Origin of the sequence: Anaerococcus prevotii DSM 20548, assembly GCF_000024105.1 — a bacterium.
Taxonomy (GTDB): domain Bacteria; phylum Bacillota; class Clostridia; order Tissierellales; family Peptoniphilaceae; genus Anaerococcus; species Anaerococcus prevotii.
The window spans coordinates 908,897-934,422 of sequence record NC_013171.1 but is presented as its reverse complement, the minus strand read 5'-3'; the positions used below and the strand labels follow the sequence as shown (position 1 = coordinate 934,422).

Annotated in this window: 38 protein-coding genes; all 38 read right to left on the bottom strand. The window is 36.2% G+C overall.

Annotation, left to right across the window (positions count from 1 at the left end):
- Positions 1 to 873 (bottom strand): hypothetical protein, encoded by an 873-nt coding sequence (locus APRE_RS04420; protein WP_015777793.1) that lies wholly within the window; start codon positions 871 to 873, stop codon positions 1 to 3.
- Complete coding sequence (locus tag APRE_RS04415; RefSeq protein WP_015777792.1) at positions 873 to 1,154, bottom strand: hypothetical protein; 282 nt, start codon at positions 1,152 to 1,154, stop codon at positions 873 to 875. The genes APRE_RS04420 and APRE_RS04415 overlap by 1 nt, the downstream gene beginning before the upstream one ends.
- Positions 1,147 to 1,428 (bottom strand): hypothetical protein, encoded by a 282-nt coding sequence (locus APRE_RS04410; protein ID WP_015777791.1) that lies wholly within the window; start codon positions 1,426 to 1,428, stop codon positions 1,147 to 1,149. Before APRE_RS04410 ends, APRE_RS04415 begins: the two co-directional genes overlap by 8 nt.
- Positions 1,421 to 3,427 carry a hypothetical protein gene (locus APRE_RS09415; protein ID WP_015777790.1) on the bottom strand — a complete coding sequence of 669 codons (2,007 nt, stop codon included), beginning with the start codon at positions 3,425 to 3,427 and terminating at the stop codon, positions 1,421 to 1,423. The genes APRE_RS04410 and APRE_RS09415 overlap by 8 nt, the downstream gene beginning before the upstream one ends.
- The gene (locus tag APRE_RS04400) at positions 3,420 to 3,893 is read right to left on the bottom strand and encodes a hypothetical protein (RefSeq protein WP_015777789.1); all 474 of its coding nucleotides are present in this window, start codon (positions 3,891 to 3,893) and stop codon (positions 3,420 to 3,422) included. The genes APRE_RS09415 and APRE_RS04400 overlap by 8 nt, the downstream gene beginning before the upstream one ends.
- Complete coding sequence (locus tag APRE_RS04395; protein ID WP_015777788.1) at positions 3,886 to 4,227, bottom strand: hypothetical protein; 342 nt, start codon at positions 4,225 to 4,227, stop codon at positions 3,886 to 3,888. Before APRE_RS04395 ends, APRE_RS04400 begins: the two co-directional genes overlap by 8 nt.
- Positions 4,220 to 4,984: a hypothetical protein gene (locus APRE_RS04390; RefSeq protein WP_015777787.1), complete on the bottom strand. Its 765-nt coding sequence runs from the start codon at positions 4,982 to 4,984 to the stop codon at positions 4,220 to 4,222. Before APRE_RS04390 ends, APRE_RS04395 begins: the two co-directional genes overlap by 8 nt.
- Positions 4,977 to 6,209 carry a baseplate J/gp47 family protein gene (locus APRE_RS04385; protein ID WP_015777786.1) on the bottom strand — a complete coding sequence of 411 codons (1,233 nt, stop codon included), beginning with the start codon at positions 6,207 to 6,209 and terminating at the stop codon, positions 4,977 to 4,979. Before APRE_RS04385 ends, APRE_RS04390 begins: the two co-directional genes overlap by 8 nt.
- Entirely contained in the window at positions 6,202 to 6,570 is a 369-nt protein-coding gene (locus tag APRE_RS04380; protein WP_015777785.1) for a contractile injection system sheath initiator, read from the bottom strand. The genes APRE_RS04385 and APRE_RS04380 overlap by 8 nt, the downstream gene beginning before the upstream one ends.
- Positions 6,567 to 7,163, bottom strand: a complete 597-nt coding sequence (locus APRE_RS04375; RefSeq protein ID WP_015777784.1) for a Gp138 family membrane-puncturing spike protein — start codon at positions 7,161 to 7,163, stop codon at positions 6,567 to 6,569. Before APRE_RS04375 ends, APRE_RS04380 begins: the two co-directional genes overlap by 4 nt.
- Positions 7,160 to 8,008: a phage protein gene (locus tag APRE_RS04370; RefSeq protein ID WP_015777783.1), complete on the bottom strand. Its 849-nt coding sequence runs from the start codon at positions 8,006 to 8,008 to the stop codon at positions 7,160 to 7,162. Before APRE_RS04370 ends, APRE_RS04375 begins: the two co-directional genes overlap by 4 nt.
- The gene (locus tag APRE_RS04365; RefSeq protein ID WP_015777782.1) at positions 7,995 to 8,300 is read right to left on the bottom strand and encodes a phage baseplate plug family protein; all 306 of its coding nucleotides are present in this window, start codon (positions 8,298 to 8,300) and stop codon (positions 7,995 to 7,997) included. Before APRE_RS04365 ends, APRE_RS04370 begins: the two co-directional genes overlap by 14 nt.
- Positions 8,300 to 8,938, bottom strand: coding sequence for a phage baseplate protein (locus APRE_RS04360; RefSeq protein ID WP_015777781.1), 639 nt, complete (start codon positions 8,936 to 8,938; stop codon positions 8,300 to 8,302). The genes APRE_RS04365 and APRE_RS04360 overlap by 1 nt, the downstream gene beginning before the upstream one ends.
- A gap of 2 nt (positions 8,939 to 8,940) precedes the next feature.
- A complete protein-coding gene (locus APRE_RS04355) occupies positions 8,941 to 11,157 on the bottom strand; it encodes a phage tail tape measure protein (RefSeq protein WP_015777780.1) in 2,217 nt (738 codons plus the stop codon).
- A 4-nt stretch (positions 11,158 to 11,161) separates the two neighbouring features.
- The gene (locus tag APRE_RS09720) at positions 11,162 to 11,302 is read right to left on the bottom strand and encodes a hypothetical protein (protein WP_169302046.1); all 141 of its coding nucleotides are present in this window, start codon (positions 11,300 to 11,302) and stop codon (positions 11,162 to 11,164) included.
- A 50-nt stretch (positions 11,303 to 11,352) separates the two neighbouring features.
- Positions 11,353 to 11,640, bottom strand: coding sequence for a hypothetical protein (locus tag APRE_RS04350; RefSeq protein ID WP_015777779.1), 288 nt, complete (start codon positions 11,638 to 11,640; stop codon positions 11,353 to 11,355).
- 16 nt (positions 11,641 to 11,656) lie between these two features.
- The gene (locus tag APRE_RS04345; RefSeq protein ID WP_015777778.1) at positions 11,657 to 12,064 is read right to left on the bottom strand and encodes a phage structural protein; all 408 of its coding nucleotides are present in this window, start codon (positions 12,062 to 12,064) and stop codon (positions 11,657 to 11,659) included.
- Complete coding sequence (locus APRE_RS04340; protein ID WP_257005696.1) at positions 12,064 to 13,056, bottom strand: DUF3383 domain-containing protein; 993 nt, start codon at positions 13,054 to 13,056, stop codon at positions 12,064 to 12,066. The genes APRE_RS04345 and APRE_RS04340 overlap by 1 nt, the downstream gene beginning before the upstream one ends.
- A gap of 24 nt (positions 13,057 to 13,080) precedes the next feature.
- Entirely contained in the window at positions 13,081 to 13,587 is a 507-nt protein-coding gene (locus tag APRE_RS04335) for a phage neck terminator protein (RefSeq protein WP_015777776.1), read from the bottom strand.
- Complete coding sequence (locus APRE_RS04330; RefSeq protein ID WP_041449699.1) at positions 13,577 to 13,960, bottom strand: hypothetical protein; 384 nt, start codon at positions 13,958 to 13,960, stop codon at positions 13,577 to 13,579. Before APRE_RS04330 ends, APRE_RS04335 begins: the two co-directional genes overlap by 11 nt.
- Positions 13,960 to 14,496: a phage virion morphogenesis protein gene (locus tag APRE_RS04325; RefSeq protein ID WP_245941911.1), complete on the bottom strand. Its 537-nt coding sequence runs from the start codon at positions 14,494 to 14,496 to the stop codon at positions 13,960 to 13,962. Before APRE_RS04325 ends, APRE_RS04330 begins: the two co-directional genes overlap by 1 nt.
- Positions 14,456 to 14,848, bottom strand: a complete 393-nt coding sequence (locus APRE_RS04320; protein WP_015777773.1) for a head-tail connector protein — start codon at positions 14,846 to 14,848, stop codon at positions 14,456 to 14,458. Before APRE_RS04320 ends, APRE_RS04325 begins: the two co-directional genes overlap by 41 nt.
- Before the next feature lie 17 nt (positions 14,849 to 14,865).
- Positions 14,866 to 15,078 carry a hypothetical protein gene (locus tag APRE_RS04315; RefSeq protein WP_015777772.1) on the bottom strand — a complete coding sequence of 71 codons (213 nt, stop codon included), beginning with the start codon at positions 15,076 to 15,078 and terminating at the stop codon, positions 14,866 to 14,868.
- Positions 15,079 to 15,088: 10 nt separating this feature from the next.
- Complete coding sequence (locus APRE_RS04310; protein ID WP_015777771.1) at positions 15,089 to 16,030, bottom strand: phage major capsid protein; 942 nt, start codon at positions 16,028 to 16,030, stop codon at positions 15,089 to 15,091.
- Between the two features lie 11 nt (positions 16,031 to 16,041).
- The gene (locus tag APRE_RS04305; protein WP_015777770.1) at positions 16,042 to 16,641 is read right to left on the bottom strand and encodes a DUF4355 domain-containing protein; all 600 of its coding nucleotides are present in this window, start codon (positions 16,639 to 16,641) and stop codon (positions 16,042 to 16,044) included.
- A gap of 152 nt (positions 16,642 to 16,793) precedes the next feature.
- Positions 16,794 to 17,060 (bottom strand): DUF6275 family protein, encoded by a 267-nt coding sequence (locus tag APRE_RS04300; protein WP_015777769.1) that lies wholly within the window; start codon positions 17,058 to 17,060, stop codon positions 16,794 to 16,796.
- 189 nt (positions 17,061 to 17,249) lie between these two features.
- Positions 17,250 to 17,849 (bottom strand): phage minor head protein, encoded by a 600-nt coding sequence (locus APRE_RS04295; RefSeq protein WP_169302045.1) that lies wholly within the window; start codon positions 17,847 to 17,849, stop codon positions 17,250 to 17,252.
- Between the two features lie 130 nt (positions 17,850 to 17,979).
- Positions 17,980 to 19,449, bottom strand: coding sequence for a phage portal protein (locus APRE_RS04290; RefSeq protein WP_015777766.1), 1,470 nt, complete (start codon positions 19,447 to 19,449; stop codon positions 17,980 to 17,982).
- A gap of 7 nt (positions 19,450 to 19,456) precedes the next feature.
- Positions 19,457 to 20,695 carry a PBSX family phage terminase large subunit gene (locus APRE_RS04285; protein WP_015777765.1) on the bottom strand — a complete coding sequence of 413 codons (1,239 nt, stop codon included), beginning with the start codon at positions 20,693 to 20,695 and terminating at the stop codon, positions 19,457 to 19,459.
- On the bottom strand, positions 20,688 to 21,155 hold the full coding sequence (locus tag APRE_RS04280; protein WP_015777764.1) for a hypothetical protein: 468 nt from the start codon (positions 21,153 to 21,155) through the stop codon (positions 20,688 to 20,690). The genes APRE_RS04285 and APRE_RS04280 overlap by 8 nt, the downstream gene beginning before the upstream one ends.
- Before the next feature lie 8 nt (positions 21,156 to 21,163).
- Positions 21,164 to 21,949 (bottom strand): S-adenosylmethionine synthetase N-terminal domain-containing protein, encoded by a 786-nt coding sequence (locus APRE_RS04275; RefSeq protein WP_015777763.1) that lies wholly within the window; start codon positions 21,947 to 21,949, stop codon positions 21,164 to 21,166.
- Positions 21,950 to 22,975, bottom strand: coding sequence for a radical SAM family protein (locus tag APRE_RS04270; RefSeq protein ID WP_015777762.1), 1,026 nt, complete (start codon positions 22,973 to 22,975; stop codon positions 21,950 to 21,952).
- The gene (locus tag APRE_RS04265) at positions 22,968 to 23,558 is read right to left on the bottom strand and encodes a ParB N-terminal domain-containing protein (RefSeq protein WP_015777761.1); all 591 of its coding nucleotides are present in this window, start codon (positions 23,556 to 23,558) and stop codon (positions 22,968 to 22,970) included. Before APRE_RS04265 ends, APRE_RS04270 begins: the two co-directional genes overlap by 8 nt.
- 286 nt (positions 23,559 to 23,844) lie before the next feature.
- Positions 23,845 to 24,342, bottom strand: a complete 498-nt coding sequence (locus APRE_RS04260; protein WP_015777760.1) for a helix-turn-helix domain-containing protein — start codon at positions 24,340 to 24,342, stop codon at positions 23,845 to 23,847.
- 75 nt (positions 24,343 to 24,417) lie between these two features.
- Positions 24,418 to 24,609 carry a hypothetical protein gene (locus tag APRE_RS04255; protein WP_015777759.1) on the bottom strand — a complete coding sequence of 64 codons (192 nt, stop codon included), beginning with the start codon at positions 24,607 to 24,609 and terminating at the stop codon, positions 24,418 to 24,420.
- Positions 24,610 to 24,652: 43 nt separating this feature from the next.
- Positions 24,653 to 24,949 (bottom strand): hypothetical protein, encoded by a 297-nt coding sequence (locus APRE_RS04250; RefSeq protein WP_015777758.1) that lies wholly within the window; start codon positions 24,947 to 24,949, stop codon positions 24,653 to 24,655.
- 15 nt (positions 24,950 to 24,964) lie between these two features.
- The gene (locus tag APRE_RS04245) at positions 24,965 to 25,339 is read right to left on the bottom strand and encodes a MazG-like family protein (RefSeq protein WP_015777757.1); all 375 of its coding nucleotides are present in this window, start codon (positions 25,337 to 25,339) and stop codon (positions 24,965 to 24,967) included.
- Entirely contained in the window at positions 25,336 to 25,524 is a 189-nt protein-coding gene (locus APRE_RS04240; RefSeq protein WP_015777756.1) for a hypothetical protein, read from the bottom strand. The genes APRE_RS04245 and APRE_RS04240 overlap by 4 nt, the downstream gene beginning before the upstream one ends.
- Positions 25,525 to 25,526: the final 2 nt, after the last annotated feature.

Sequence of the window (25,526 nt, the reverse complement as noted above, 5' to 3'; positions counted from 1 at the left end):
TTATTTAACCTCAACCCACTCGCTATTATCTTCATTTGATATATACACAGCAGTTCTTTTTCCTTTCACTTTTTCCTTAAGAAGGGTTAGATTAATACTGATGTTGACGGATTCATTAGTGCTTTCATCGTATATGTGCTTAGGATTTTCATCCTGAATCCATTTTGCGACTCTCTTTAAATCTTCCATTAAATAATTATATTTATCACCGAAAATTACATTACTTATAGATTTTAGATACTCATAGTAACTCATCTTAAAGTCTTCTACATACTCTTCTTTTAGCTGGGCAATTATGAAAATATTATATTGTAGCCCAATTTTCTTAACTTCTCTAAAAACTTTTTCTAAAGGATACACCTTACCAAACACATGTAATCCATCTACTTCATCGTATTCTAGATATTTATCAAATTCATCATTTATGCCCAGAGACTCTTTTTGGTCTTTACTTAACCTTCCGCCTGTCGAGAAACTCAAAACAAAATCATCATCTTCATATTCATTTATCTCTGTTTTTATTTCGTCATTATAATTAACCCATCTGCCCATGTCTGAAATAATAGAATTAGGCCTAAACACATCAATAAATTCGTCAATTGCTAACTCATATCCTACCTTATCAACATCGGGCTTTATCCATATATTGTCTTTATCAACAGGAGGCTTTTCACTAGATACAATCACACTTTTCCCGCCTATATCTATATAAGGTAAGTCAGTGTATCTATGCACGCCATCCCCCATTTTCATTTTAGTGGTGTCCGCCTCATAGGCTAGTTCTCCATCAAGTAGGATGTCACCCCACTCTTCCCATTCGGCCTTTGTCATCTTTTGAAACTGAAATCTCGCATTAATATTTGCTATAGCCATTACTTAGCCTCCTTGACTTCTTTTTCGTCTTCCTCTTTATTAGGGGATTCTTCTTCGCTCTCATTTTCCTTAGGAGCTCCCTCCTTGGCCTCGCTTGTATTTCCATCTTCCTTAGGCTCTTCCACCTTCAAAGGCTTGCAATCTGGACCTAGCCCATCCATGGCCAAAAGTTCTTCTACATCTTTTCTCAAAGCCTCTGGTCTCACATCTTCAATTGTCCTAAAGCCTATAATAATTCCAGTCTTATAAGCCTTCGCAAACACGCTATATCTCTTAGTCATTTAATCCTCCAATACTTTCGTAAATCTCAATTACTGCCTGCGATTGTGCTTCCTGTATTTCCTTCTTGGCCACATCGATAGCCTCGTATATCTCAACTACCGCCATTGCAGAGGCTTCTTCCTTGTCCTTGATATCTTCTTCAAGCTTCTTAGTGTCAGCCTTAACTTCAATCTTATTCATTTCTTCAAGCACAGAAAAAGGAGCGTTATATAGCCCCTTGTCCCTTAGTTCATTAATTTCTTTTATAGACTTTTCGTTGTAGATTTTAATCAAAAGTACCTCCTAAATTTGACACATAGCTTGGAGTTTTAGATTCTCCCTTAGTAATGGTGACCCTAATATTTACGCCAGCTTGACTTGCTTTTTTCTCCTTATTAGTAAAGACATAAGCCTTATTTTCAAGAACTGCACTAGTGGCATCCTCCCACTTTGGGGCTTCATCTAATGAGTTGTTACATACTTCGTACTTGACCTTAGCACCTTGGGCTACGTAGACCCCCGCTGTAGCAACAAATACTCTTTTAGCTAAGGCATCCGTCTTTATTCCCTTGTCGGCTAACTCTACAACCAACCTATCTATAACCTTGGTGAAGTTAATAGTCCTTTTAGACTTAAAGCCCTTATCGTCTTCTACTACTATCTCAAGCTTATGTTTACCTGCTTTAAGCTTTATCCAGTCTTTGCCATCAATAAGGATTCGCTTATCTTCTCCATCTTTCAAGGCTTTCTTCTTGCTATAGATTTGTCCATCAAGATATACCTCAACGCTTAGAGGGTCTTTCTCTGGATCAGTAGCAGAATAATTATAAGAAAGCTTATCCTTGATTTTTCCTAAGTCCTTGTCCTTATCTGCTATGATTGGAGGCATATTATTTCTAACAAAAGTAACACGCCTGTAAACCTTAGCCATGCCATCAGTTGCTTCTATTTCGATTGTATTTTCTTTATTTAGAGGCAATTTAACTATTTGCTCGTTGGATATAGTTATAACATGGTCTTGACCTAAGGCGGCATTGTCCATAGTTCTTATAATATTGCCGTTGATTTTCTCCACTACCTTTATGCTATCTTTTTCAGAATCGCTAACCTGGTATTTGTAAGAAAATCCTGTATTCTTAGCCCCTAAATTCACATCATTGCCAGATATTACTGGAGTAGAATTAACCCTTTGGAAAGTATAAGTCCTTACCGAACTTGCCCCTTGGCTATCCATTGCTATAATTTCTACCTTGTGACGGCCTAAATCCACACTCTTAATAGGAAGATTAAATGTTTTTCTTACACCCAAACTGGTAGGCGTTGAGGCTTGCTTGACTACTCCATCAACCTTTATCTCAACCTTGACACTATCGCCATTAGCGTCTTGGACTATATATTCAATGTTAAGGTCTTTTGATACTCCGCCCATATCTAGGTCAGAACCAGAAATGCTAGGAGCTTGATTGTCCTTATTGAAATGGTACACCCTACTAGCAGAGGCATTGCTTGAATCAGTAGCAGTAACCGTTATAGTATGCTCACCTAAACTATAATCAGATAGCCTTATATTAACCGTTTGCTCCTTATTTAAAGCAACTGCAATAGGGTATTGAATAACCCTATCATCAACTAGGATTTTAACCTTAACCTCGTCCCCATCTGGGTCTGTTACTGTATAGCTAATCTTAAAGTCAGATTTCACACTACCTAACTTCGTATTAGACCCTGTTATAGCAGGAGGACGATTAGCTAAGCCCTTGTACTCATAGAAATAACTTCCACTCTTGCCATTATCTGGATAAGCACTCCTATCCTCACTTACTACATCATCATAGTAGGAACCTTTCACGTCCCTATACTTAGTTACATACTCATAGTCTGTGTAAGGCTCTTTTTCCGTGTATTCTTCTGTAGCAGTATAAGGGATTCTTTCAGTATATGGGACTTTTTCTGTGTAGGTCTCGGTTGTTTTATAGCTATAAGTTATAGTATAAGACCAAGTACCTCCAGGACCATCCTGTATGATATAAGTGTCTTTAATTAACCATCCGCTGCTTACTGCTTTGTTAGAAGCAGCTAGCGAAGCCTTATCTCTTGTAGCATATCCACCTTGGCCATAAGCATCATTCTTAGTTACTTCCCTAGTCTTAGTCTCATTCCTATACTTAGTTTCATACCTATACTTAGTAACCTGCCTAGTCTTTTTAACGTCCCTATACTTAGTTACCGCTTGTCTTTCCTGATAAGATTCTTGTTTAATATTAAATCTCGACCATTTATAAACTTCAGACACTTAGAACTCCTCTCTGATTGATTTCATCATACCAACCCTCTAATATATTTAAGCCATCCGCTGAAAAGCTAGCTACAAATTGATTGTAAGGCATATTATTAAAGTTTTGGCCCACCAAAGTAGCGACCTGGACCTGCAAGGCTCTTACAGCATCCCCTAATATCGAAAGCTTGATATTATTAATCAAATCATTCCATTCCATCTTGGCCATATTCTCTGCATTAACTGGTGTCCCTTCTTGGAAAATTACCCCATCATGCCTTATATGCTGAATTAGAGGATTTCCAGCTTCATTCTTGCCGACATCAATCTCTTCCCTAACATCAGCAAGCTCTGCTATATGGTCATACCAACCTACAAGCTCTATCTGCTCATTAGCTAGCTTATTCTTAAATTCTTCACTATCATATAAATCTTTCTTCAAAAAATCATAGTACTTATCCAAACTATAATTATTTCTAGACATTTTCTATCCCCCTCAATTCAAACACACTAATAGGGTCCGTCAATTCTTCTTCTACAAATCTAATATAAAAACTTGATACTAAGGCATAGCCTATATTCTTTATCCTTTCACAAGGCTTAGATAAAAGCACCCTACCATCATCATCAAGCAACCTAATATCAGTTATAAGGCCCTTGGACTTAGTGGTATTTACATAAACCTTAAGCAAATTCTTATCAACATCTTTTCTTAAAATCTGTACCTTTTCTAATTTTCCATCAATTTCTACTTCCGCCTTGGTAATCTTAGCCTCTGTCTCCAGGGCGATTTTATTCAATAAATAATCACTAATCATCCTTACCTCCAAAGTTAATACGTCTATCCGAACTCATATCTTGCACATACCTAAACTCCCTATTTTTATCGTCTCTCATAATTATTAGGCCTCCCTTAGGAGCATATCCATAATAGTTTTCAGAATTATATAGGCCACTCTTAGCCTTAAGATCTATATAAGAACCTTGACCAATAGCATAAGTATAAGGTATATCTCCGCAAGGATGCTCCCCGCATAACCACACTTTGCATGAATCTATTCCGTATCTAGTCTGTAATTTAAACTGTAAAGCATAAATCTGGTCTATAAGGATTCTTATTCCTGCTGCCTTTATCCTTTCTAATATCTCATAAGGAACTATATCAGCAGTGTTCATAATTGATAACCTTAAAGCGGCAGGTTCATTATAAAGATAATCTCCATCTAAAAATCCTTCTTTTATCGATATATAATCATCTCCTAGTAGGGTACTCATTACATAATTTATAGTCGGTATATCTCCGATAGAAAGATTCGATATGATTCTGACTTTGATATACAAACGGTATAAGTCATCACTCATGTTATCCGCTCTAATTTCGCCTACATTAGCTCCTAATAGGTCTAAGGTCTTACCATATGCCTTATCTATATTATGGCTTTCCTCGATTGAGCTAAAGGCTTTTTCAAGCTCTCCCGACCCATTGTATAGTACATAATACAAGTCTTTATTAGTTTGCTTTCTGAATCTTTCTGGAAGTCTTTTCCATGCTTTTAAATACAAATCATTATACATAACTTATCCTTATTAGGTCAGGACTTGTAACCGCTATAGAGTTCCTTTCAATTTCTATAGTTTCGTCGACCATAGTAAATTTAGGGCTTGCCCCTATAGTTATATCAGCATCACTTACTCCTCCAGGACATAATATCTTTGCTATAAGCTTGTTATATATTACATCTTCGCCTAGTTTAAGTCCCGAATACTCTACATTATCCTTATCTACACCCCCTATATAATTTAGTATAGATCTCTTGATAACATCATCTCCTGGATAGTCGTCCGTCTTTTTGATTTTCGCTTCAACCTTTATTTTTACTTCGTTTGCACGAGTAAAACCTATCTTATGTTTTATTCCTTTTTTATCTTCAACAAATTTATAAGTTTCGCCATATGCTTCTATTCCAGCTGGCTTATTCTGATAAATAGTATCTACAATTTTGTCCGTATCTCCACCAAAAACAAAGCATGCTACAGACTTAGGAGGTATTCCATCTATAGTTTTCATAGTAAAATTTTCTCTTACTTCACAATCTACTACATCATCTATATCTAAAAGAGCAGCTGTCATAGCTGGCACAGTAGAACCCCCGACCCTAGAATAAGATTTTTTATATCGTAGCCTAAATTCTTCATCACTTTCTACATTCATACCGCCTTCTGTATAGTCTTTATTACTTACTTTCTCAATACCATAAGTAGGGTTAACTATTGTATTTATATCTCCAGTTTGGGCATTGGTATCTTTACCCGCGATAACAGACTCTATAGCTACATCGACCGTTCCGTCTTCACCTATATATACAATATCTTTTGTGTAGTATTCAATACCGCTTTGAGTAGCTACTCTAAAACCTGCAGGGACTAAAGTATCAGGCTTTCCGTATATAGTAACAAAACCTTTTGACTTAGTCGCTGGTCTTCTAGTTATCGTTAAATATTGACCTACAGCGTCAAGTCCTGCCCCTTCTGCAGTATTCACAAAAGGACTCATGTATACCGCTTCTGCAAGTTCCCATAAATAAGCCTCGTCCCAGGCTGCATTTCTAATCAATTTGCCTAGAAAAGAGGTCTCCGATGTATCAATCTTTACACCAAAAACCTCTCTAGCTCGGCTTATTCTCTCTTCTAAGCACTCACTATATAATTTTCTCTTAAATCCATACTTAGTTACTCCATATCCATCGTCCTTAAATTCTGATATAGAACCGTAATCCTCGTATATATTTAACTTATCCAATATTAATCACCCCCGTTAAGGATAATTCCTCATTGTATGGGTCTATTACAAGTATTGATATATTAGCAGTTCTTTTCTCGCTATTTCTATCTATATCAATGCTCCTTACTTCCTTAATTCTTTCATCTTGCAAAACACATTCCCTTATCCAATATTCAATATCACTATCTCTTATGTCTTTGCCAGTAATATCTTTATAAGATAAGCCTAGATTAAGATCTAGAAACCACTCACCCTTATTCACAGCTAAGCGATTTTCTATGTTTTGCCTCATTTCTTCTTGACCCCCTACTAAATATAGGTCATTGTCTATAATGTCTATGTCTCCGTTGGTCATTTTAAATGTTTCATAATAACTCACACTATCACACCACCTTCTGTTGTAGGGTCTCCTTTTTTAGCTATCTCCCTGCCATTGTAAGTCGCATGTCCTTCTAATTTAATATTAGGACTTAAGATATTAATTGCACTACCTTTAATTTCTATATCTCCATTCGCTTTAAGATTAATATATGAGTCTTTATTAGTCATATTCTGTAATACAAAACCCGTTTCATCTACTACTCCTAAAGTATCATTAAAGAGGCTAAAACCGCCAATTGCTACGCAATCAGATACATCGTGCATTCTTTCTGTATCAGCCTTATCTTGACCTAAGAGTATCTGGTCTGTATCTCCATCCATAAAGAGCAATACTACATAGTCCCCCTCTTTTAGTGGATAGTAGGCCACAAAATCCTTACATCTTAAGGTTACTAAAGGGACATTTATAACTAAGGAATTTTCTTCACTAGGTAAAGGCATAGCCTCAATATACATTTTCTCAGGATCAAAACTCTTAACCTTAGCAAGCTTTGCCACCATAGTATTAGCGGATAAAGTATCTGTAAAATTATCCATGAATTTATTAAAGGCGGCATTAGTATCTTTCTTACTTCTTAATACATCTTTCAAGCTTCAACCACCTCCAATTCTGTTGTAAAGTCCTTTGAATGTTTTCCCGACTTTACCCTAAATTTCCCATTGATTGACCTGGATTCAATACTTATAATAGAGTCCGTCTCAATTTGTGGATTAAGTAAACATTTGACCGTCCATGATGGCACTTCTTCTTCGTTATTCTTCTTGTCTTTCTCCCTATCAGGAGTGTCAATTTTATCTCCAGTCATATTTTTGTTTTGAGTAGGAGTATCAAGCAAACCGCTATCAGCATTTAAGAGTATTCCCGACTCATAACCCTTATCCTCTGGCCTTATAACAATACGCCCTTTATTTACAAACATTTTAGATTCAGTATCTTTAGCTAATTGTATCAAACTTTTAGATGCTACACCTTTTATAGTCTTACCTAAAGGGTAATTTATATTATTTTTAGGATTAAGTTCCACAACTGTATATCCAAGAGTATCTATCAAATCTTTCATGATAGCCTTAGCTTTGGTATCATTAGCGTAAGTCTTATTAAGTTCTTTCTTTCTCCATGACTTAGCTCCGTCTGATATAGTAATAGTCGTTACCTTATCAAGGCCACGCCATTCTGTTTTCATTTCTTCTATTTCTCCGCTTAGTATCTCGGATATATTGTGCATTTCCTTATATCCAGCGGATAATATAGCCTTACCTTCTTTTTTAATCTCAGCTATACTGTCATTAGATAAATTATATATAGTTACTGTAGCCACATCTGGCTCAGCTTTATCAGCAAAGGGTACATCAAATTCTATATCTAAGGCGTTATCTCCTATAGTCTCAAAAATCTTGCCCCCTGCTTCTAAAGTTATTTCTCTAATCCAATACATACAAGAATACATCCTCGCTTAAATTGTCATAACCTATCCTTAAAGCTCCTTCTGTGGTGTCGTAAGGGATAACTATAATGTTAGGTATATCTAAATGCTCTAAGCCGTCAAACAGAGGTTGATGAAGGACTATTTTTTCACCCATAACTACAGGTTTGTGATTCTTATACAGGTTAATCGTGAAATAGTCTTTATAAGAATTATAGAGTACCTCAAATTGAAATATTTCTTTATCTATTTCCAGCTCAAACTCATAGGGTATCCTGTCTTTATCTATATTAATAAAACGCATTATCTACCCCCAATCCTTCTTGCTCTATTTGACGTACCAGTAGTCAAAGTCGACAGCATCCTATTTCTAACCCTTACCGGATTTGTATTGCTAATACTGTGCTTGCTAGCCATAGATCCACCAGCCGCACTCAAAGACTTTTGCCCTCGACTTACACTATTAGTATTTAATATCTGCTTCCTTCCTGCATTAGTCATTTCCTTAACCTTTGCCTTGGTCTGACCTTGACTTTTACCATCCGGACTTTTAACATCTTGATTCGCACTCTTTGGCTGGGCTATCTTTACAGACTGCAAAGATAAATCCCAGTCGTAACCGTCCATGATTTTTTTGTTTTGCTTTGTAGAAAAGCTTACAATAACTACATCGTCAATCCTACGCTTACCTATATATCCTAAAAGTTCAGCATCCTTCTGCATTTGTTCTATTGTAGCTATCTTGTTATCCGCATCATTTACCATCATTCCGCTTAATCTAATTTCATATGGATTAGTCTTCATATGATCAGCTATATCTTCGCCTTTCTCTATCGGCCTCTTAGTAACGTTAGCTTTCTTAGATACTTCTTCGGTGGTTGTGCAGTCTAATAACACTGACCCTAGCCTTATCTTTGTAATCTTATTCGGTTGATTAGCCATGCTTACCCCCTTTGTAGATTAGCTGTATTAAATAGGGACATTATTCTTTCGTCTACTATATCAGCTATAACGTTACCGTCTGATTGAGCATTTCCTTGGCCATAATAATTAACGGTTATATGCGGACTAAATGAACTATTATTAGTACTTGCTGTATTATTAATCACACCACTACTAACATCACCCATGCCTGTATTGGTTGGAGTTTGACTAAATCCTTTTTCAGTCGCTCCCATAGCCCTAAGTTGTTCAGACCCACTAGCATTTACAACCATTTCGTCTTTATGGAGCATAGCTGGGAACTCATCATATGGTACACGGTACAAACCAGTTGCAAATCCAGCCAAGGATTTTATCTTACCAACTCCACTCTTGACGACATTTACAACCGCATTGATAGGCTTAGATAATAGGTTCTTAAGACCGTTCCACGCACTCTTAATCCCTTCTATCGCACCTACTGCCTTAGACCTTAACCCTTCAAACATTCCTTTGACCGTTTCTATAGCTCCACTTATAGCGGTTGCCATACCTTCAGCAAATGTATCAATTTTAAGTTTGATTCCATCGATTATAGTACCTACCCACTCTTTCATGGCGGTAAATTTCTCGATTATAACGGCTTTGGCCGTTTCAAACTTCTCTCCTACCGCCATTACAAATTCATCAAATTTGAGTTTTATCCCCTCGACAAATTCGCCTATAGTAGTAGCTACCGATAATGCTACTTCACTTATTTTAGTTGATATTCCGTCCCATACTTCACTTGCTTTCTGCTTTATTAACTCCCAATTATCATATAAAAGATATCCAACGGCAACCACAGCTGCTATACCAGCCGCAACTAGACCGATAGGACTTGCTAATAGCATTATAGCTAAGCCTATAGTCTTTATAACTCCACCTACCACCATAAAAGCAGCACCAACGGCCGCTATAATAGGACCAGCTACAGCTATAGCTCCAGCTATCTTTGCTATTTTTCCTTTAGTCTCATCGCTTAAGGAGTTAAACTTATCCGTGATTTTAGATAGTCCGTTTGAAAATTTCTCTATGACTGGAGCTAAAGCTCCCCCTAACTCTATTAAAGAGTTTTTAAGCTTAGTCTGGGCTCTTTGTAGTTTCTCCGCAGGTCCTATCATCTTTTCGTAGTTTGCATCTACAGCACCACCACTATTAACCATCTTGTTTAAAGTATCGTTAAAAGCTCCAGCACCATCAGACATCAAAGCATTAGCAGCAGACGTGGCCATCTTGTTGCCAAACATATCCCCTAAGGACTCACCGTTTTCTTCAGCTACACCCTGTAGGGATTGCAATACATCGCCCATAGATTGGCCATTTTCCATTAACTCTTTGAAAGAACCACCTAAATTCTCTCGCAAGGCTTTATCAGCCTTTGTACCGCTTGTAGATAATTCAGATATTAGAGAGCTTAGGTTAGTAGTAGCTATTTGGGCATTTTGACCTTTAGCAGTTAGTATCGAATACCCTGCCCCTAATTGGTCTATAGATACACCAGCTGCCGAAGCAAAAGGTATAACCCTACCTATAGACTTACCTAATTCATCAACCGTAATCTTACCTAGATCTTGGGTCTTAACAAATACATCTTGAATATGGCCTACTGCTTCTTGTCCACTCAGACCATAAGCATTCATGGCAGTAGTGGTTGCATCAATAACAGTAGGCATATCAGTAAATCCTGCCTTAGTTAGCTTTACCGCTTGGTCTACAAAACCTACTACATCACTACTACCTACACTAGATGATAAGGCCTCATACATAGAATTACTAATTTCAGTCTGTGCAATACCAGAGGCATCTGATATCCTTCTAACTTCATCTTGGATTTTACTAACAGGTAGTATGTCTTCATCTGCTAGGGTAGTAACCTGTCTTATCGCCGTATCAAGCTCTAAGGCACCTTGCACTCCTTCTTTTAAAGCAAGAGAAACAGGAGCCGTAAAGGCCGTAACCTTCGCTCCTGTCTTCATCATTCCTCCGCCTAGATTCATTACTTTTCCACCAAAAGCAGATACAGCAGAGCCAGCAGACTTCATAGGTCCGCCTATCTTATCAAAAATGGAGGATTTCTTATCGACATCCTCCATACTTTCTTTTACTTTATCAAATTGTTTATCGACTTCTTGTATATCCGATACCGCTTTACCAGTATCAGTTTCAAGCCTCCAGGTAAGCTCTCTTTGGTCTCCCACTCGCTCACCTACCTTTCTTTGTCATTCTTTTGACTTCGTTTGCTATCTCTTTTTCCACCTTCTCCACGGCTACAGTCAACTCCTGCAAGTCTTCTTGTGTAATAACCATAGCCTCACTATAGGTTAGATAGTTTTGTCTTATCAAAAAAAGAGCAGGTCTCCAGAACTCATTATATAAAGCTCTGACCCTACTCTCTACATGTTTTTTGAGAATTTACCGCCATATTGGAAGTTACTGGCCTGTATGCAAACTGTCATTAATTCAGACACATCATCATAGTCATCTACAGAACGCTTAGGATTAACTACGACATGTTCTAGCAATTGCTCGCACATAGTTAATTCTATAACATTATTGTTTTGATCCAACCACTTTTGCTTAATCTCTAAAGCTTTCTTAGTAGGAAGCTTTTGGAAAGTATATTCCACATCTCCTATAGTTACTTTCTTTTGTAAAAATTGTTTCTTATTATTATTAGACATTTAAAACTCCTTATCTTTATCTTGCTCTCAAATCTTCAAAATATGGGACAAATATAGGTACTTCTACTTCGTCTGGCTCTTTGAAACCAGTATTTTCGTCCATGCTCTTAAGAATGATACAATCATTCATTGCATGACTTTCCGCATTATCGTTCATATCAGTAATAGCTAGAGTAAAAGTTTCCCTAGACTTTGCTAAGTCTCTGAATAGTGGCAAAGATGGACTAGTCTGCATTAAGGTTAGATTAACAGTCGCTGAACCATCTAAGTTAATTCCATATGAAACTACTCCGTCTACTCCTATCTTAGGCATAACATTGTCTTCGTTCTTCTCAATAGTTACCATTTGGTCTTCGGAAAATCCAGTGATATATTGGCCATTTACGGTAACTGTAGCTAATTTAGGATTATATACTAATACCATTAATTATTACCTGCCTTTTCTTCTATTTCGTTCACCATATCATAAGTCAAGACTCCTGATATAATTCCTTGATGGATTGCTCCTTGTAGCTGTACAGCCCAAACAATATGGTCATACTTTCTTAATGCTACTTCGTTCGCATCCACTTCTTCTCTCTTCTTGTAATCAATCCTAATTTGGCCAGGAACTACTATTCCTTGTGTGATAGCTTCCTCTAATACGCCTCTAACTACACCCACTAGGATTCCAATACCAGTATTAGTGTAAGGTATCTTATCATTCACTACAGAGGCTCTAAGGATTCTTTCTTCCATCTTAAACCTTATCCAATATTCTGATAAGATGATATCTAGATACTCTCCAGATAATACTAAGCCTTCAGACCTTTGTAATACACCTAATTTCTCTACATAGGTATTAATACCATGCTCGTGTAAATCCTTAATTTGTGTATCAGATACATTCGCTCTCTTTACACCTTTAACCTCCTTAAACTTAGCAGTTTTCGCTCCAATCTTGTAAGACATAATTACCGCCGTACCCTCAGCACTGTAGGCCTCTGGATCGTCGTGATAGTCTACAAAGGTATTTTCATATAGCTCATCATATAAAGCCTTACAATCTTTAAAGTTATTAACTGTAACCGCATATAACTTGCTGTTAGTCTGTGCTAGTTCAGATAATTTCTTAATAGTCTCTACGCTATTATCAGTAGTTACCAGCCAAAACCAATCAGTCCTACCACCATTCAGTAATTCTTTTACCGCTTCGGCTGTGCTTGCTCCTGCCTTACCATATACTGCCACTTGTTGAGGTTGTGGCTTTTGTGCAAACAATCTAACTAGTAGTTTGTATAGCTTTCCTTCGGGATCTACCTTATTTACATAATCATAATCTACTAGCTCATAATCTATATCTTTTGTGTTGTCTACAACTAAGATTGTGCCAAATCCTCTTTCAGATACTGCCACTGTTTTTCGTTGTATATGCACAGGAAAATCTAATTTTGCCATATTCTAAAAATCCTTTCCCTTGTTAATCTTATATGTTTCAATTGTTTCCGTCCTTCTGTCGATTTCGTGTAAGTATCTAATCCTTAAGTCAAATCCATATCGATATTCAAATGATACATCTTTAAAAACCGTTCTATCCGTAATATCTCCCACATCTACCACTACAAAATTCTTTTCCCACAATTTATAGTATCCAGCATGCCTAAACCAATCCCAGGCCTTCTGTATAGATCTTTGACTCTCAATTATATCTTCGCTATAAGCATTAAAACTTATCACATAATAGGGTTGAGTAGATAGTGTTTCTCTATGGTCATACTTAAACCTTTTATCTAAAGAAGGGGGAAAATCAAAATATTCATTTCCCCTACCCTTATCATTTTGTAAAAGGCTTGTAAATTTAAAGCTAAAATAAGGATAAGCAGGCCTTCTAATATTGCTGTCAGTATCTATAACCTTTAATCCTGTATATTCTTTTAGACCCTTAACAATCGACTCTCTAATTGTCATCATCATTTCTATCACATCTTTTTAATACGTAAATAAAAAGACCTTCGTCAAAATCCGAATAGTCCCTTACTTCCATAATTTTATAAAATTTTTTACTGCCATTATTCTGTATATTGCAAATGTCTGTACCTTTTTCCATGGCCACATAACTATAAAGCTTACGATCATCACGGGAATATATACCTCCCTCGTCATTAGCTAATTCGTTGTTAGATAAAGGGACTATCGCAAAGTTAGATAACTGTAAAACCTTATGCTTTCCCTTAATAGCTAGGCCATTATCTTCATCGTACCTATCAGGCTCCCTAATCTGGGCTAAAACCCTACCTGTCTTATACTTTCTTACTAAGGCTTTAAAATTAAATAAACTCATCATCTACCCCTTACTTCATAACTAATTGCTGCCGCCAATTGACCTGTATCTACTAGTGGATTACTAGAACCCTTATGTTCTATTGTCATGCTAGATAAAGGAGGAGATTTTACATCGTTGATTAGATAATCTCTGATAGTATCGGCACATGTTTGCCCTAAAATTTCATAGAAACTCTTTGCAGACATATCACCGTTTACTACCCTTGTTATTAGTTCATCTCCACTACTGCCAACCTCCCCACTCTTACTATCATAACTTGTCCTTACGTAAGATCTCTCGGGTATCTTTATTTCCTTTGTATCTTTACGTAGATGCACATTATAGTTATAGGCTAAAAATCCTCTCATCTTCTTAGTTACAGGTATAGAACAGCCAAATTCATGAACATTTGCAATCATAAGCATTTGCCCACCTGCCTTTGAAAGAATCCCTACAGCCACACTATAAGATTCAAGCTCTCTAAGCCTAGCTAGTAGGTCAGGTACATTATTCTTATCTACGACCGTCATCGTAAGGTCTTCTATCTTTTTCAAGATTATTCATACGTCTATAAGGTTCTAACCACGCCATGATATACGCAGGTATAGCTCCAGCCCCTGCAGAGCCTCCGCTTGCAGTTCCATAAGTTACAGACATATCCGATAGTTTTTCAGACTGTATGTTATATTGCTTAGGGTCATTCTTCACTAACTCATCAAGGGCCAACGCTACTGGCCCAGGTAGTTTATTATCTTCAAAAGTAACATTACAATAATCTTCTATCCACTCTTTATATAAAGGTCTAAGTCTTTCAAATTCAGCCTCTATATTATTATTAGCGGATTCTTCATTGACTAATTCATTATCTAAATCTCTTTCCCACTTATAATCAGGTGTTAAATCCATAATCTAACGCCCCTTTCTTATCCATCGATCAATTTTATTAGTTCCTCTTTAGTGGTGTCCGACTTATAACTTATCCCTTTATTACCAGCTATCTTCTGTAATTCGCTTTTCTTTAGTTTGTCTAGATTAGTACTTTCTTTAACTAATTTCCAGCCCCTAGCTTTATATAATAAATCATAAGTCTTTTGTGTAACCTCTACTAGCTCACCACTTGGCTTAATAGCCTTCATTCAAGCCTCCTTATTGTGCTGGCTTTTCTTCTGTCTTAGGCTTTAGTAGTGCAAAAGCATCGTCTTTTACAGTTAAGAAAGCAGCGTACATAGTAACCTTTAACGCCAACAAATCTCTTTCAAATAGATTGATTGGACCTCCGTCCTCACCAACTATAGTAGTTAAAGTAGCGTCTTCTGAAATTGCATATTCCAAACCTTGTGGAATACCATAAAATAAATTATCAAAGTCTCCTACAAAGGCAACCGCTTGTTTCTTATCCCATGCCTTTCTATTTCCATAAGCAATTGGCAAACCTAATGCTTCAGCCGTAACACCTTCTCTAGGCCCATTAAATATTGGTAGATTTCTACCATCTAAAGCACCTCTAAGGTCTTTATTGTAGCTTCTAGTAGTAGCAATCGCCTGTGGCTCTAGGTCAGCATCCTCAATTAGTGCCATCATATCGTTAATGTCAACGTATGGATTATCAGATTGACTTACTACATTGCCAGCGGTAGTAGCTCTTTCTGCCACAGATATGCCTTTAGGGAATGGTGAATCAGTACCAAATAGGACTGAATTGTCAAATTTAGCTTGAAATGATTCTGCTATTTTAGGCTTAATTGTTTTAAAGAAATCACTGACTGTATATTTCAAGAACTCCTTAGATACAGGAATAATAACACCAAGCTTGTGAGCTTCCATTGTAATTTCTAGCCATTTAGCCTTATCAGTTTGAATTTTCTCCCCTTCATTTACCCAATAAGCTCCTGGTCCTTCTGCTAAGTAAGTAAATTTCTTCTTAAGCTTTGTCATAGGCTCATACTTACCTAGTTTGCTTACAAGTGATGTATCTACAACCTCCTTAATAATAATCTCTCCGCTTTCTTCTGGTACATCCCCAGTTTTTGCATCAGATAACAAAACATTCTCTGGATCAAATGTTGCTTTAGTTTCTAGTTTAGCCATAAATTCCTCCCTTAAATAATTCTTTTAGTTTGGGCATAATCTCCCATATTCTGCTTCTTTTCTTTCTTAGCTGTCGTCATGTCCGACCCTTTAGGACTCCTGCCTACTACTCGCTTTTCAACTCCTGCATTTACTGCCTTATCAAATAGCACTTTAAACCTTTGTATTCTCTCTAAGGTCTTTTCAGCATCTTCATCAATTACAAACTCCATAAAATCCATATCTAAATCTTGGTCTTGTAATTCTTTCTTTGTGTCATCTTCAAGGTCTCTACGTGCTAACTTTGCTCTAAGTCCTTCGATTTCTTCCTTATCTAGCTTAGCTTGCTCCTTAGCTCTCTCGCTTTCAGATAACTTGGACAAACGTTCAGCGTCCTCAGCCTTCTTACGCTCTTTAGCTATAGTCTTATCTATTATCTCTTGCACCTTTTCCTGACTAACATAGCCCTCGGTTGCTTTTTCTATAGCCTTGTCATATTCCTCTTGGCTGTATGTTTTTTCTTCTTGATCAACTTCTTCTTGTGCCTCATCTTGGACTTGTTCCTCGCTAGCTGTATCTTCGCTTTCAGATAGTCTTTGCAAGTCAATATCCGCAATTAATAAATCTTTCATATAACCTCCCGTTTAAGGTTCGTCAACCATATAATCCCTAGCTTCTTTAACGTCTAACCAGTCAAAGACAATAAAAAATCGCACGATTAACGCACGATTAAATTATTGATATTTACTTGTTTTAATTACTTTTTCACACGATTAACTCACGATTAATACATTAATATTTCATTAACTACTTTGATATTTGCTTGTTTAGTATAGATATCAAAATAAGTTTCTTGTTTATCTCCATTTTGTGTAGCTTCTACATATATACCATCTAAAAGATTTGTAGACATTAATATCTTGTTATTTTGTAAAGTCTTGCAAGACCAAACTATATATATATCTTCAATACCTAAACTTTTATTAAAGTTTTCTACGTAATACTTAATTAGCCATTCTTTACATGCTTTTTGAAATTTATAACTATCCATTTTTACTCCTTTATTTCCTAATTTCATAGATTATCAATCTATAAACTCTCTATGATCACGATTACCTATATAATAAACGATAGCAAAAAATCCTATAACAAGCCATAAAGGCAATAAAACCAATAACCATGGTGCTTTTATAAAACCAAAAATCTTTGCTACAATCAAAATAATCTGCAATAAATACATTTACTTTCCTTTCAGCTCATAAGATAGATAACATCTACAATGAATATCTTCCTCTGGGTCTCCAAATTCTCCTGGTCTTAAAGCCTTAGAGCCGCTAGGAGATATGAAATAATCATCAAAAGCAATCTGTGTGCCATCTAAAGAACTATGAGAACTCCTTACTTTTTCATCATGCACACTATGCCAGGTCTTTAATAGCTTAACTTCTTCATTTACTGATGCCATAGTTTCGTATTTCGTAGTTTCAAAAATCCTATGACCCTCAGTCCTTGCTAAGGTATTAGCCTTTCCTACATCTATCATGTATCTATCTGCTAGCTTATTCGCTATCTTGCTATAAGAATCTCCTTGTTCAATTCCCCCAGCCGTTATCCTTATAAAGTCATATCTAAGTACGTTAGAAGAATGCTTCATCCTATCCGCCCAATTTAGGCCCGCAATCGACTTATTAACGATATTAGTATTGTTTATAGGTTTAGCTATAGCTACAAGTCTTTCATGCCCCTTAAAAGCTTTTAGAGAGTTATTTTTGGTAGTGTCTACTATTTCATCAAATGTAGAAGATAAAAGTATATGATTTTTCGTATAAAGTTCACTCATAAGAACACCTGTCTTATGGTGTAGTAGTTGCCTATGCCAATCATCTAAATTAAGCTGACCCTCTATACTTTCAAGCTCACTTAGTATCTCTCTAACATCCTTGTCTAATTGCCTATAGGATTGTTTATAGTTAGCGTATATCTTCTTCTCTTTCGCTTTCAGGAGCCTCTCGTACTTCTTTAGCATTATCTCCCATATCATCTTGGCCATACATCAAATCCTTCTTACTATCCGTAAACAAATCACTATACATATCTTTTTCCTGCCTTTGCCTTTCAAGCTCCTCGGCTAAATCATCTATACCTTTTAGCTTAGAAAAGGCGTATTGTCTACTTGCCCCTGCATCTATTAACTGTTTAACTGTCTGAGCATTCTTCAATTCATCGTAAGGCTTATTATCTTGGAAATTGATACTTATATCTTTATAATTAATATCCATGCCTTGCTTAATTCTTAAATACTCACAAATAAGCTCCATACGCTTTGTTAAAGCTGTATGATACTTACGCTTTTTAAGTTCTATAATCTGATCAGTAGTAAAGACCTTATATTTTTGACTTTCTCCAGAGGCTACCCCAGAAAACTTCTCGTCCGTAACATTAGGAGCCTTAGAAAACTTATGGATAGCCTCGTCTAAATCCTTCTTGAAATTCTCAAATGCCGTATCATTAATATCTTTAGTCAAGAACTTAGCATCTTGCTTAGTCCCCGTTCCTGTACCATTACTAGCTAGTAGAACGCCTTCCTCTCTAAGCCTCTTATAATCCTTGTAAGTAGTATTTACCATTCCCCATAAAACTAAAAGGGCATTGATATTTTCTTCAAATCCATTAGAATTATCGGAAAATAATAAATTCATCTGATCTATAAGAGATAACTCTCTTTCAAAATCTCCTATATACTCATCATTATTGGCCCACTCTATAATAGGAAACTTATGTAATACATTCTCATACTTATCTACTAGCACAAAACCATTCTTTCCAGGTTCGTACTCGTAAATCTTATCAGCTGTATATACAGTGGCCGCTTGTTGCTTTTCATCTGATGTAAGATTATCTAGATTAATAGTATCCCTAACATAAATGGCCATCCATGGCTCAGGCTTTATCTTATCGTCCCAAACCATAATAACATTTTGGGGTAAAAGCTCGTTAAAACAGTAATTTCCTTCCTCGTCAATGTAATTAATTTCATAGCCTAGACCATTAATACCACTCATCTTTGCTAGAGCTGTATTCTCGTCTTGCTCTTGATTATTGTCTAATATTTCTTGAATAGGTCTGAACTTATCCCTATCTTCTTCTGCAATAGCATAAGTTACTGGCCTACCTACCGCCATCCCCTGTAATATATCTACAATATAAGCAGGATAAGCTAAAACTATCTTATTATTAGACTTTTCAGGATTCTTCTCCCTATCTAATATCTTAGCCCATCCCTCATAGTATTTCTGTAAGGTCGTAAACCTCTCATTATCTTTATTTTTAATCTCTATCAAAGTATCTATAAGCTCAGGAGTTAACTCCGTATCTATCGGTAAACATATCCTCTTAGGCTTTTCCATATACTCTGTAATATAACTTTCTGACTTTGCCATAACTCTCCTACAATCCTAAAACACTTCTATCCATGGTCTTAATACTTCCCAAACCTTGTTCATAACTATATAAAGCATATCTCATGGAGTCCATTACATCGTCAAACTCCTTCTTGACTTCATCTGACCTGTAATTAGTAGCCCATACATAAGAATAAATCTCTTCCTTAAACCTCTTGGCTATATACTCATATATAAAAAGCTTGTCCGTCTTATATAAAATAGACACCGCCTCTATTCCAGGAATAACCGCCTTGTCTGCCATATATGCAACAAGTCCCTCACGACTAAACCTGTCTATATGTTCCACCCTTGCCGAATCACAATAAAAGACTATGCCCTTATATCTATTAGCTATATCTTTCGCTACAGCTACCCAAAAATCTATTTCTTGATACTGCTCAGCATGCTCTTCTATCATGTAATACTTACCGTCATTAGATATGCCAAATACTACAATAGATCCGTAGTGTCCATATCCCCAGTCCACACCAGCTATGTAACTACTAAATCTAATACCATCTAAGCTCTTGACATAATGTCTCTTAGGGTCAAAGCCTTTATATACAACACCTTCGCCACTAACCCAATTCCCGTATATGTTTCGCTCGGTAAACATCCCATCAGGTGTAGTGTCAATAGTCGATTGTAAATATCTCTTATCAAGAAAGGTATTGTCGAAAATAGTAAACTTATAAGATAAAATCCTATCCGTTGGATTATCGATGTACTCTTTTTTCAGCCAATGCTCGGGATTGTCGGGGTTAGTATCACAAATAATTCTTGCCCCCTTACCTGAACATCTAGACCTTATTTCATCAAAAACCAGCTCATTAGCAAGTGAGGCCTCATTCACATAAGCACCGTATGAAGTCATACCACGTATACGACCTAATCCGTCAATCTTACCATGGCCAACTTGGACTACATAAACACCTAGCATAGTAAAATTGCCTAGCTTATCGAATTTGAAATCTATCCCATACTTAGAAGACAATTCTATAAGCACGTTTTGATAAATAGTAGACTTAGAAAAGCCAGCTAAAATATATTGAGGCTTATCCACCTTCTCCATATTAGCAATCTTTTTAACTCTGATAAGCTCCCTAAGAAACAAATCATTATTTAATTGAGTCTTACCAGATCTCTTAGCTCCATGGAGAATTAGTATAAACCAATCTTTAGAACCTACATCCCTATATATTTCTTGTTGTTTTTTAGTATAAACTTTATCGATATTACTCATCTTTTAATAGCCTATCGTCTAACAATTCGAAATATCTTTCCAAGCCTTGATTAGGCTTGCCTTCAACTTCTTTGGCCTTCCTATCCATCCATACATCAGGCTTCCTATTTTTAAGCCAAAAAATCTGAGCTGTGGTGTCTGGGATAACATGCTTAGTAATCACTGTTTTTTCAACATGTTTCTTACCATCAACCATTTTTTGAACCGTCTTAACTTCATCATAATTATAGCCAAGGGCTCTTTTTAACAATTGATTTTCCACCTCAAAATCAACTACTTCTTTCCCTCTTTTTAAGGCTGCCGAAATTGGCGGATACTTATCCCTCCAAACTCTTAAAGTTGAATAAGCAATCCCCATATTCTTAGATATTTGCTCATCAGTAAGTCCATCCCTAGCCCAAGCCTCTATTTTTATTAAATTGTCCTTCTCAAGCCATTCTTGGTACTTACCCTTAGCCAACTAATCACCTACCTAATCAGTCCCCATTCAGCGAACTTCTCAAAACCTCCAATGACATCAATATAATTTCTAGCAATATGAACTATCTCCTCATAGGGTCTACCATCGATTGTTTCATCTCCAATAGCACACGATAGCTTCACTTCTTCACCTGTCTCTTGTGCCTTTAAATGAGCGTAAATGTTTACTGATACATCCGCCTTGGATAAGTCTTTACCATGTAGACCTCCACCAGTAACACCATCTCCCATGTCTGACCCTAATTTTCTATTAGTGCAACCTGTATCCACATCAAGGCCTCCCGACCAATCCCCTATAGGGTTGATATCAGCAGTTGGAAATCTTCTTTGTAGCCTTTCAGTCTTAGCCTTTGATTGACAAATAATGAGTCTATCATCATCCAAAATATATTTGCCATCAGCCCCATACTCTTTATAGATTTCTTTAGCTATAGATGTTAGTTTTTCCTGCTCATCTGTTATAGGGCTACCTTTAAAAATCCCATTATCTCCACATCTAACTTTCCCTACTTGATTTTCAGCTAGGTACTTATCTTGTCTAGCATGGATAATCTCCACATCTTCTATACCAGCTATTCTCTTGACTATTTTCTGTATATCTCCAAAATCAAAAAAACACGAAGATTCAATAATAATATTGCATACCCCGTGTCCAACTGAAACCTCTGCCGCTATTTTAGGTTCATCTTCAATTTTATATCCTAAATCAACTATTGCCCCTGCTATCCTATCAGCTATCTTATCAGGGTGCATAGGGTTCACTTTTTCAAACATTTATTTTCCTTTCTTCCCAAATATCTCCGCTATAAAGTCTTGTTTATTTTTAGCAGTATTTATCATTTCCCCTACAAAACTTTCGTTTTTCAATCTTTTTCCGTTTATAGTGTTTTGATATAAAGCCGTAAAAACTCTTCCTGTCCCCTTTTTAGTCATGTTTTCTGTATATTCAGGCTTCTTTCCATTTATTATATGATTTAGGTTAAAAGTATTCTCTTTAAATCCTTCAAGGTTTTCGATACTACAGCAACATAAATTATCGCCTAATGCTCTAGTCCTATTCTCACCGCTAAAACACCTTAAACCTAATCTGTGGCATCCTTTTTTTATTTCTAATATATCATTCCTTATATCATCTAGTGCATATGTAAAGTCGGTGCCCACTTTTACTAATCCAGGTTTCTTTTTATTAAATTTCATTCCTTCGATTATCACCCCGTATGCACCAGCCTCTTTAAATAACTTTAAATTATTAATTATTTCGGCTTTAAACTCCCTCATATAAGGTTGTATTCTTATAATAACTCTTTTTACTCTAGGAGAAATTTTACTTACTATTTCTAATCTTTCTTTAAAAGTTGGGCACCCTTTTTCTATTTCATCGTAACTGCCACAAGCCATTGACACCTGTATAACACAGTTACATCTGCTTAATACTTCTATATATTTATCATCACCGAGTAATCTCCCTTTAGTAGACATTACAAAAGGATATTGAGTTTTAGCCAATAATTCAAGACACTCATAAGTATATCCAGTTTTACGCTCAATAGGCTGTAAGGGGTCACTCATTCCCCCAATATGTAAGGGTATATCCCAATCACACCAGTTAGTTTCTATAGTTCTTTCACCTTCTATAAACTTTTTAAGAGTGTCTACACTTTCGCCTTTTTTTATATTGTTATAAAACCCATCCTGTTTTTTAGTCGCAAAACAATATTGACACCCATGTGTACAGCCCACATATGTATCAAATCGTACAGGTAAATCACACAAAAAAACTTGACTTCCGCAATTAGGCATCCTTTAACCCCTCCGCTGCTAATATAATATCTTCTACTATTTTATCTTTACTAACTTCCTCTATATATTCATGAATAAGTTCTTCTTTTTCAACAGGGAACACAAAAGACATTGTGAAGTGGTCATTTTTCCCTTTAGTCATAGACAACCCATTCTCGTCTAGTTCGTTTATGTACGACATATCTATCACATCGTTATCTATAAACCCAAACTCTTCCATATCAAAGTCTAGGTCCATCTCTTTTAATTCTTCAAACTCAGTATCAAGTAAAGACCAATCCCATTCAGCAAGTTCCCCGACCTTATTATCAGCAAGCCTAAAAGCCTTAACCTTCGCCTCGCTCAAATCATCCGCTATAATAACAGGAACTTTATCCATATCAAGTTTTTTAGCTGCAAGTAACCTAGTATGGCCAGTAACAATCTCATTGCCCTTATCAATCACTATAGGCACTTTAAATCCAAAGTTCTTAATAGAACTAGCCACGGCATCCACTGCTCCAGCATTATCCCTCGGATTATTAACGTAAGGGATTAACTCATCTACGTTTTTATATACAATATTCATTTCTTTGTCTTTCATATATACCTCCTATAAAACCCTTATCTAAGCCACCATGTATACGCAAGCAAATGACAACTCAACGCAATATATAAGCTATAAAAAAGAAAATTACCTTTAAACAAAAAAATCATAGGAGTACATGGCAGCTTAGATAAAAGCTTTACATACACAAAAAGGCAAGCCCTATAGCCTGCCATTTTATGGAAAACAAATAAAATAGAGGTGTTCCCCAATTAAACACACTACTATAATACCATATATAAAGGCTTCAAATGTGCCAGAATCGTGCCAAAATCGTGCCAGCCTACCTAACATCTACATCAGGACCCTCAATTAAATACAGCCTCTTATATATGTAAAGCAACGCTTTATCACTCATTCTTCTAACTGTACTCTTGCTATAATGTAGCCTATCCGCTACCTCTTGAAAGCTCATAGCCTCCGTTCTAGTCTCTGCCATCCACATATTCTTGACGATAAACATTTCCTCTTTAGAAAGTCCCTTAATGGCAAAAGCAATTGCCCTAGTATCTAAATCAATCTGCAGAAGAGTACGCTTAAGCTTATCAATATCATCAAAGACATCTACCATCTTATCCTCCTGCTTGCTACCTCCACCCTTAGTAGCATCAGGAGAGGACCATGAGGCACCTATTGATAAACTATCCTCTAATATAGATATCTTGGCCTCAACGCCTTCCTTAATCACCAGATCCTTCCCATAGGTTCTAAGTCTTGACTTAGCAATAAAGATTCTTTCCTTCTTCTTATTCTCTGACCTTAACTTCTCAAAATCCATCATAACCACCTCCTTACAACAATAACAAAACCATAATCCATGCAAACATAAATAATATTTCCATAACACCCCTACTTTTTAAAGCTCATACAAACATCCCTTAGGCTCTACTGTAACTGGCTCGAAATGATACATGCAATCTTCATTCTTGCCCTTCTTGCCAATATAAATTTTGGCGTCTGCTACATCATCAAATATCTTATCGACCTTAAAAGAATTACAAACAAATTTGAAAACAACATATACAACCCTATCTGCCACTAGATACAAATCCTTTCTCCCCTCTTTTCATTCATCTTTTAGATCCTCCTTATTACCACTTAATCCTTATCCCGTATATATATTCTCTTTTTGTCAAAAAGTTTTTTGAGTATTTATATTCCACACGAAAATTCGGCAACATCTCTTGTAATTTCAACAAAAATCTATCCTTAGACATCCTACTTTGTTCATACTCGCTATAATTGTCTAAAACTAAAATATAACCAGTATATCCTTGGTAATTCGATATTTTAATCTGGTGTTCCAAGTCCTCTCTTGCCCACCATCTATCAAACCAAACATCAAAAGCTTTCTCGCGTTCTTGCCTTAAATTCTCAACGTTCAACATAAACACCTCCTAAGGTTATAAATCCTCACTCTTGATAAATTGCCCATTTATAGTCTTTCCAGTCCTTTTGCTTATTTTTTCATACGCCATAGAAAGACACTCCACAGGGTCAATCCCAATCTGATTACAAAGGATAATCAAAGTTACAAAGATATCTCCCATTTCAAGCTTGCTATAAACAGTGAGCCTTTTAGATCCCATATACATTAGTTCTTCGTCTGTGACAAAACCGCACATCTCTCTTAAAAAGGCCCAATTATCAAATTCCGTCTTAAACTCAAACACCTCTTCTATAAACTTCATGAATTGTTTTTCAGCATTTTTAGAATGTAGCAAATCCTTATCATCTGCCCATTTCAAAACCAACCCTTGTAATTCTCCAAAATTCATCTAACCCAATCCCCCTTTTTAAGGCTAAAAACTACAGCATTATCATATTTTCTTTTTTCAAAGTATATTTTTTCTATATCGTAATATTCGTATCCATAATTTTCTAAATAGTTAACGTTGTCTAGCTCAATTGAGCTTTCTTCATCAGATTGTTCTAAAAATTCAATGAGTTCTTTAACTTTCATTC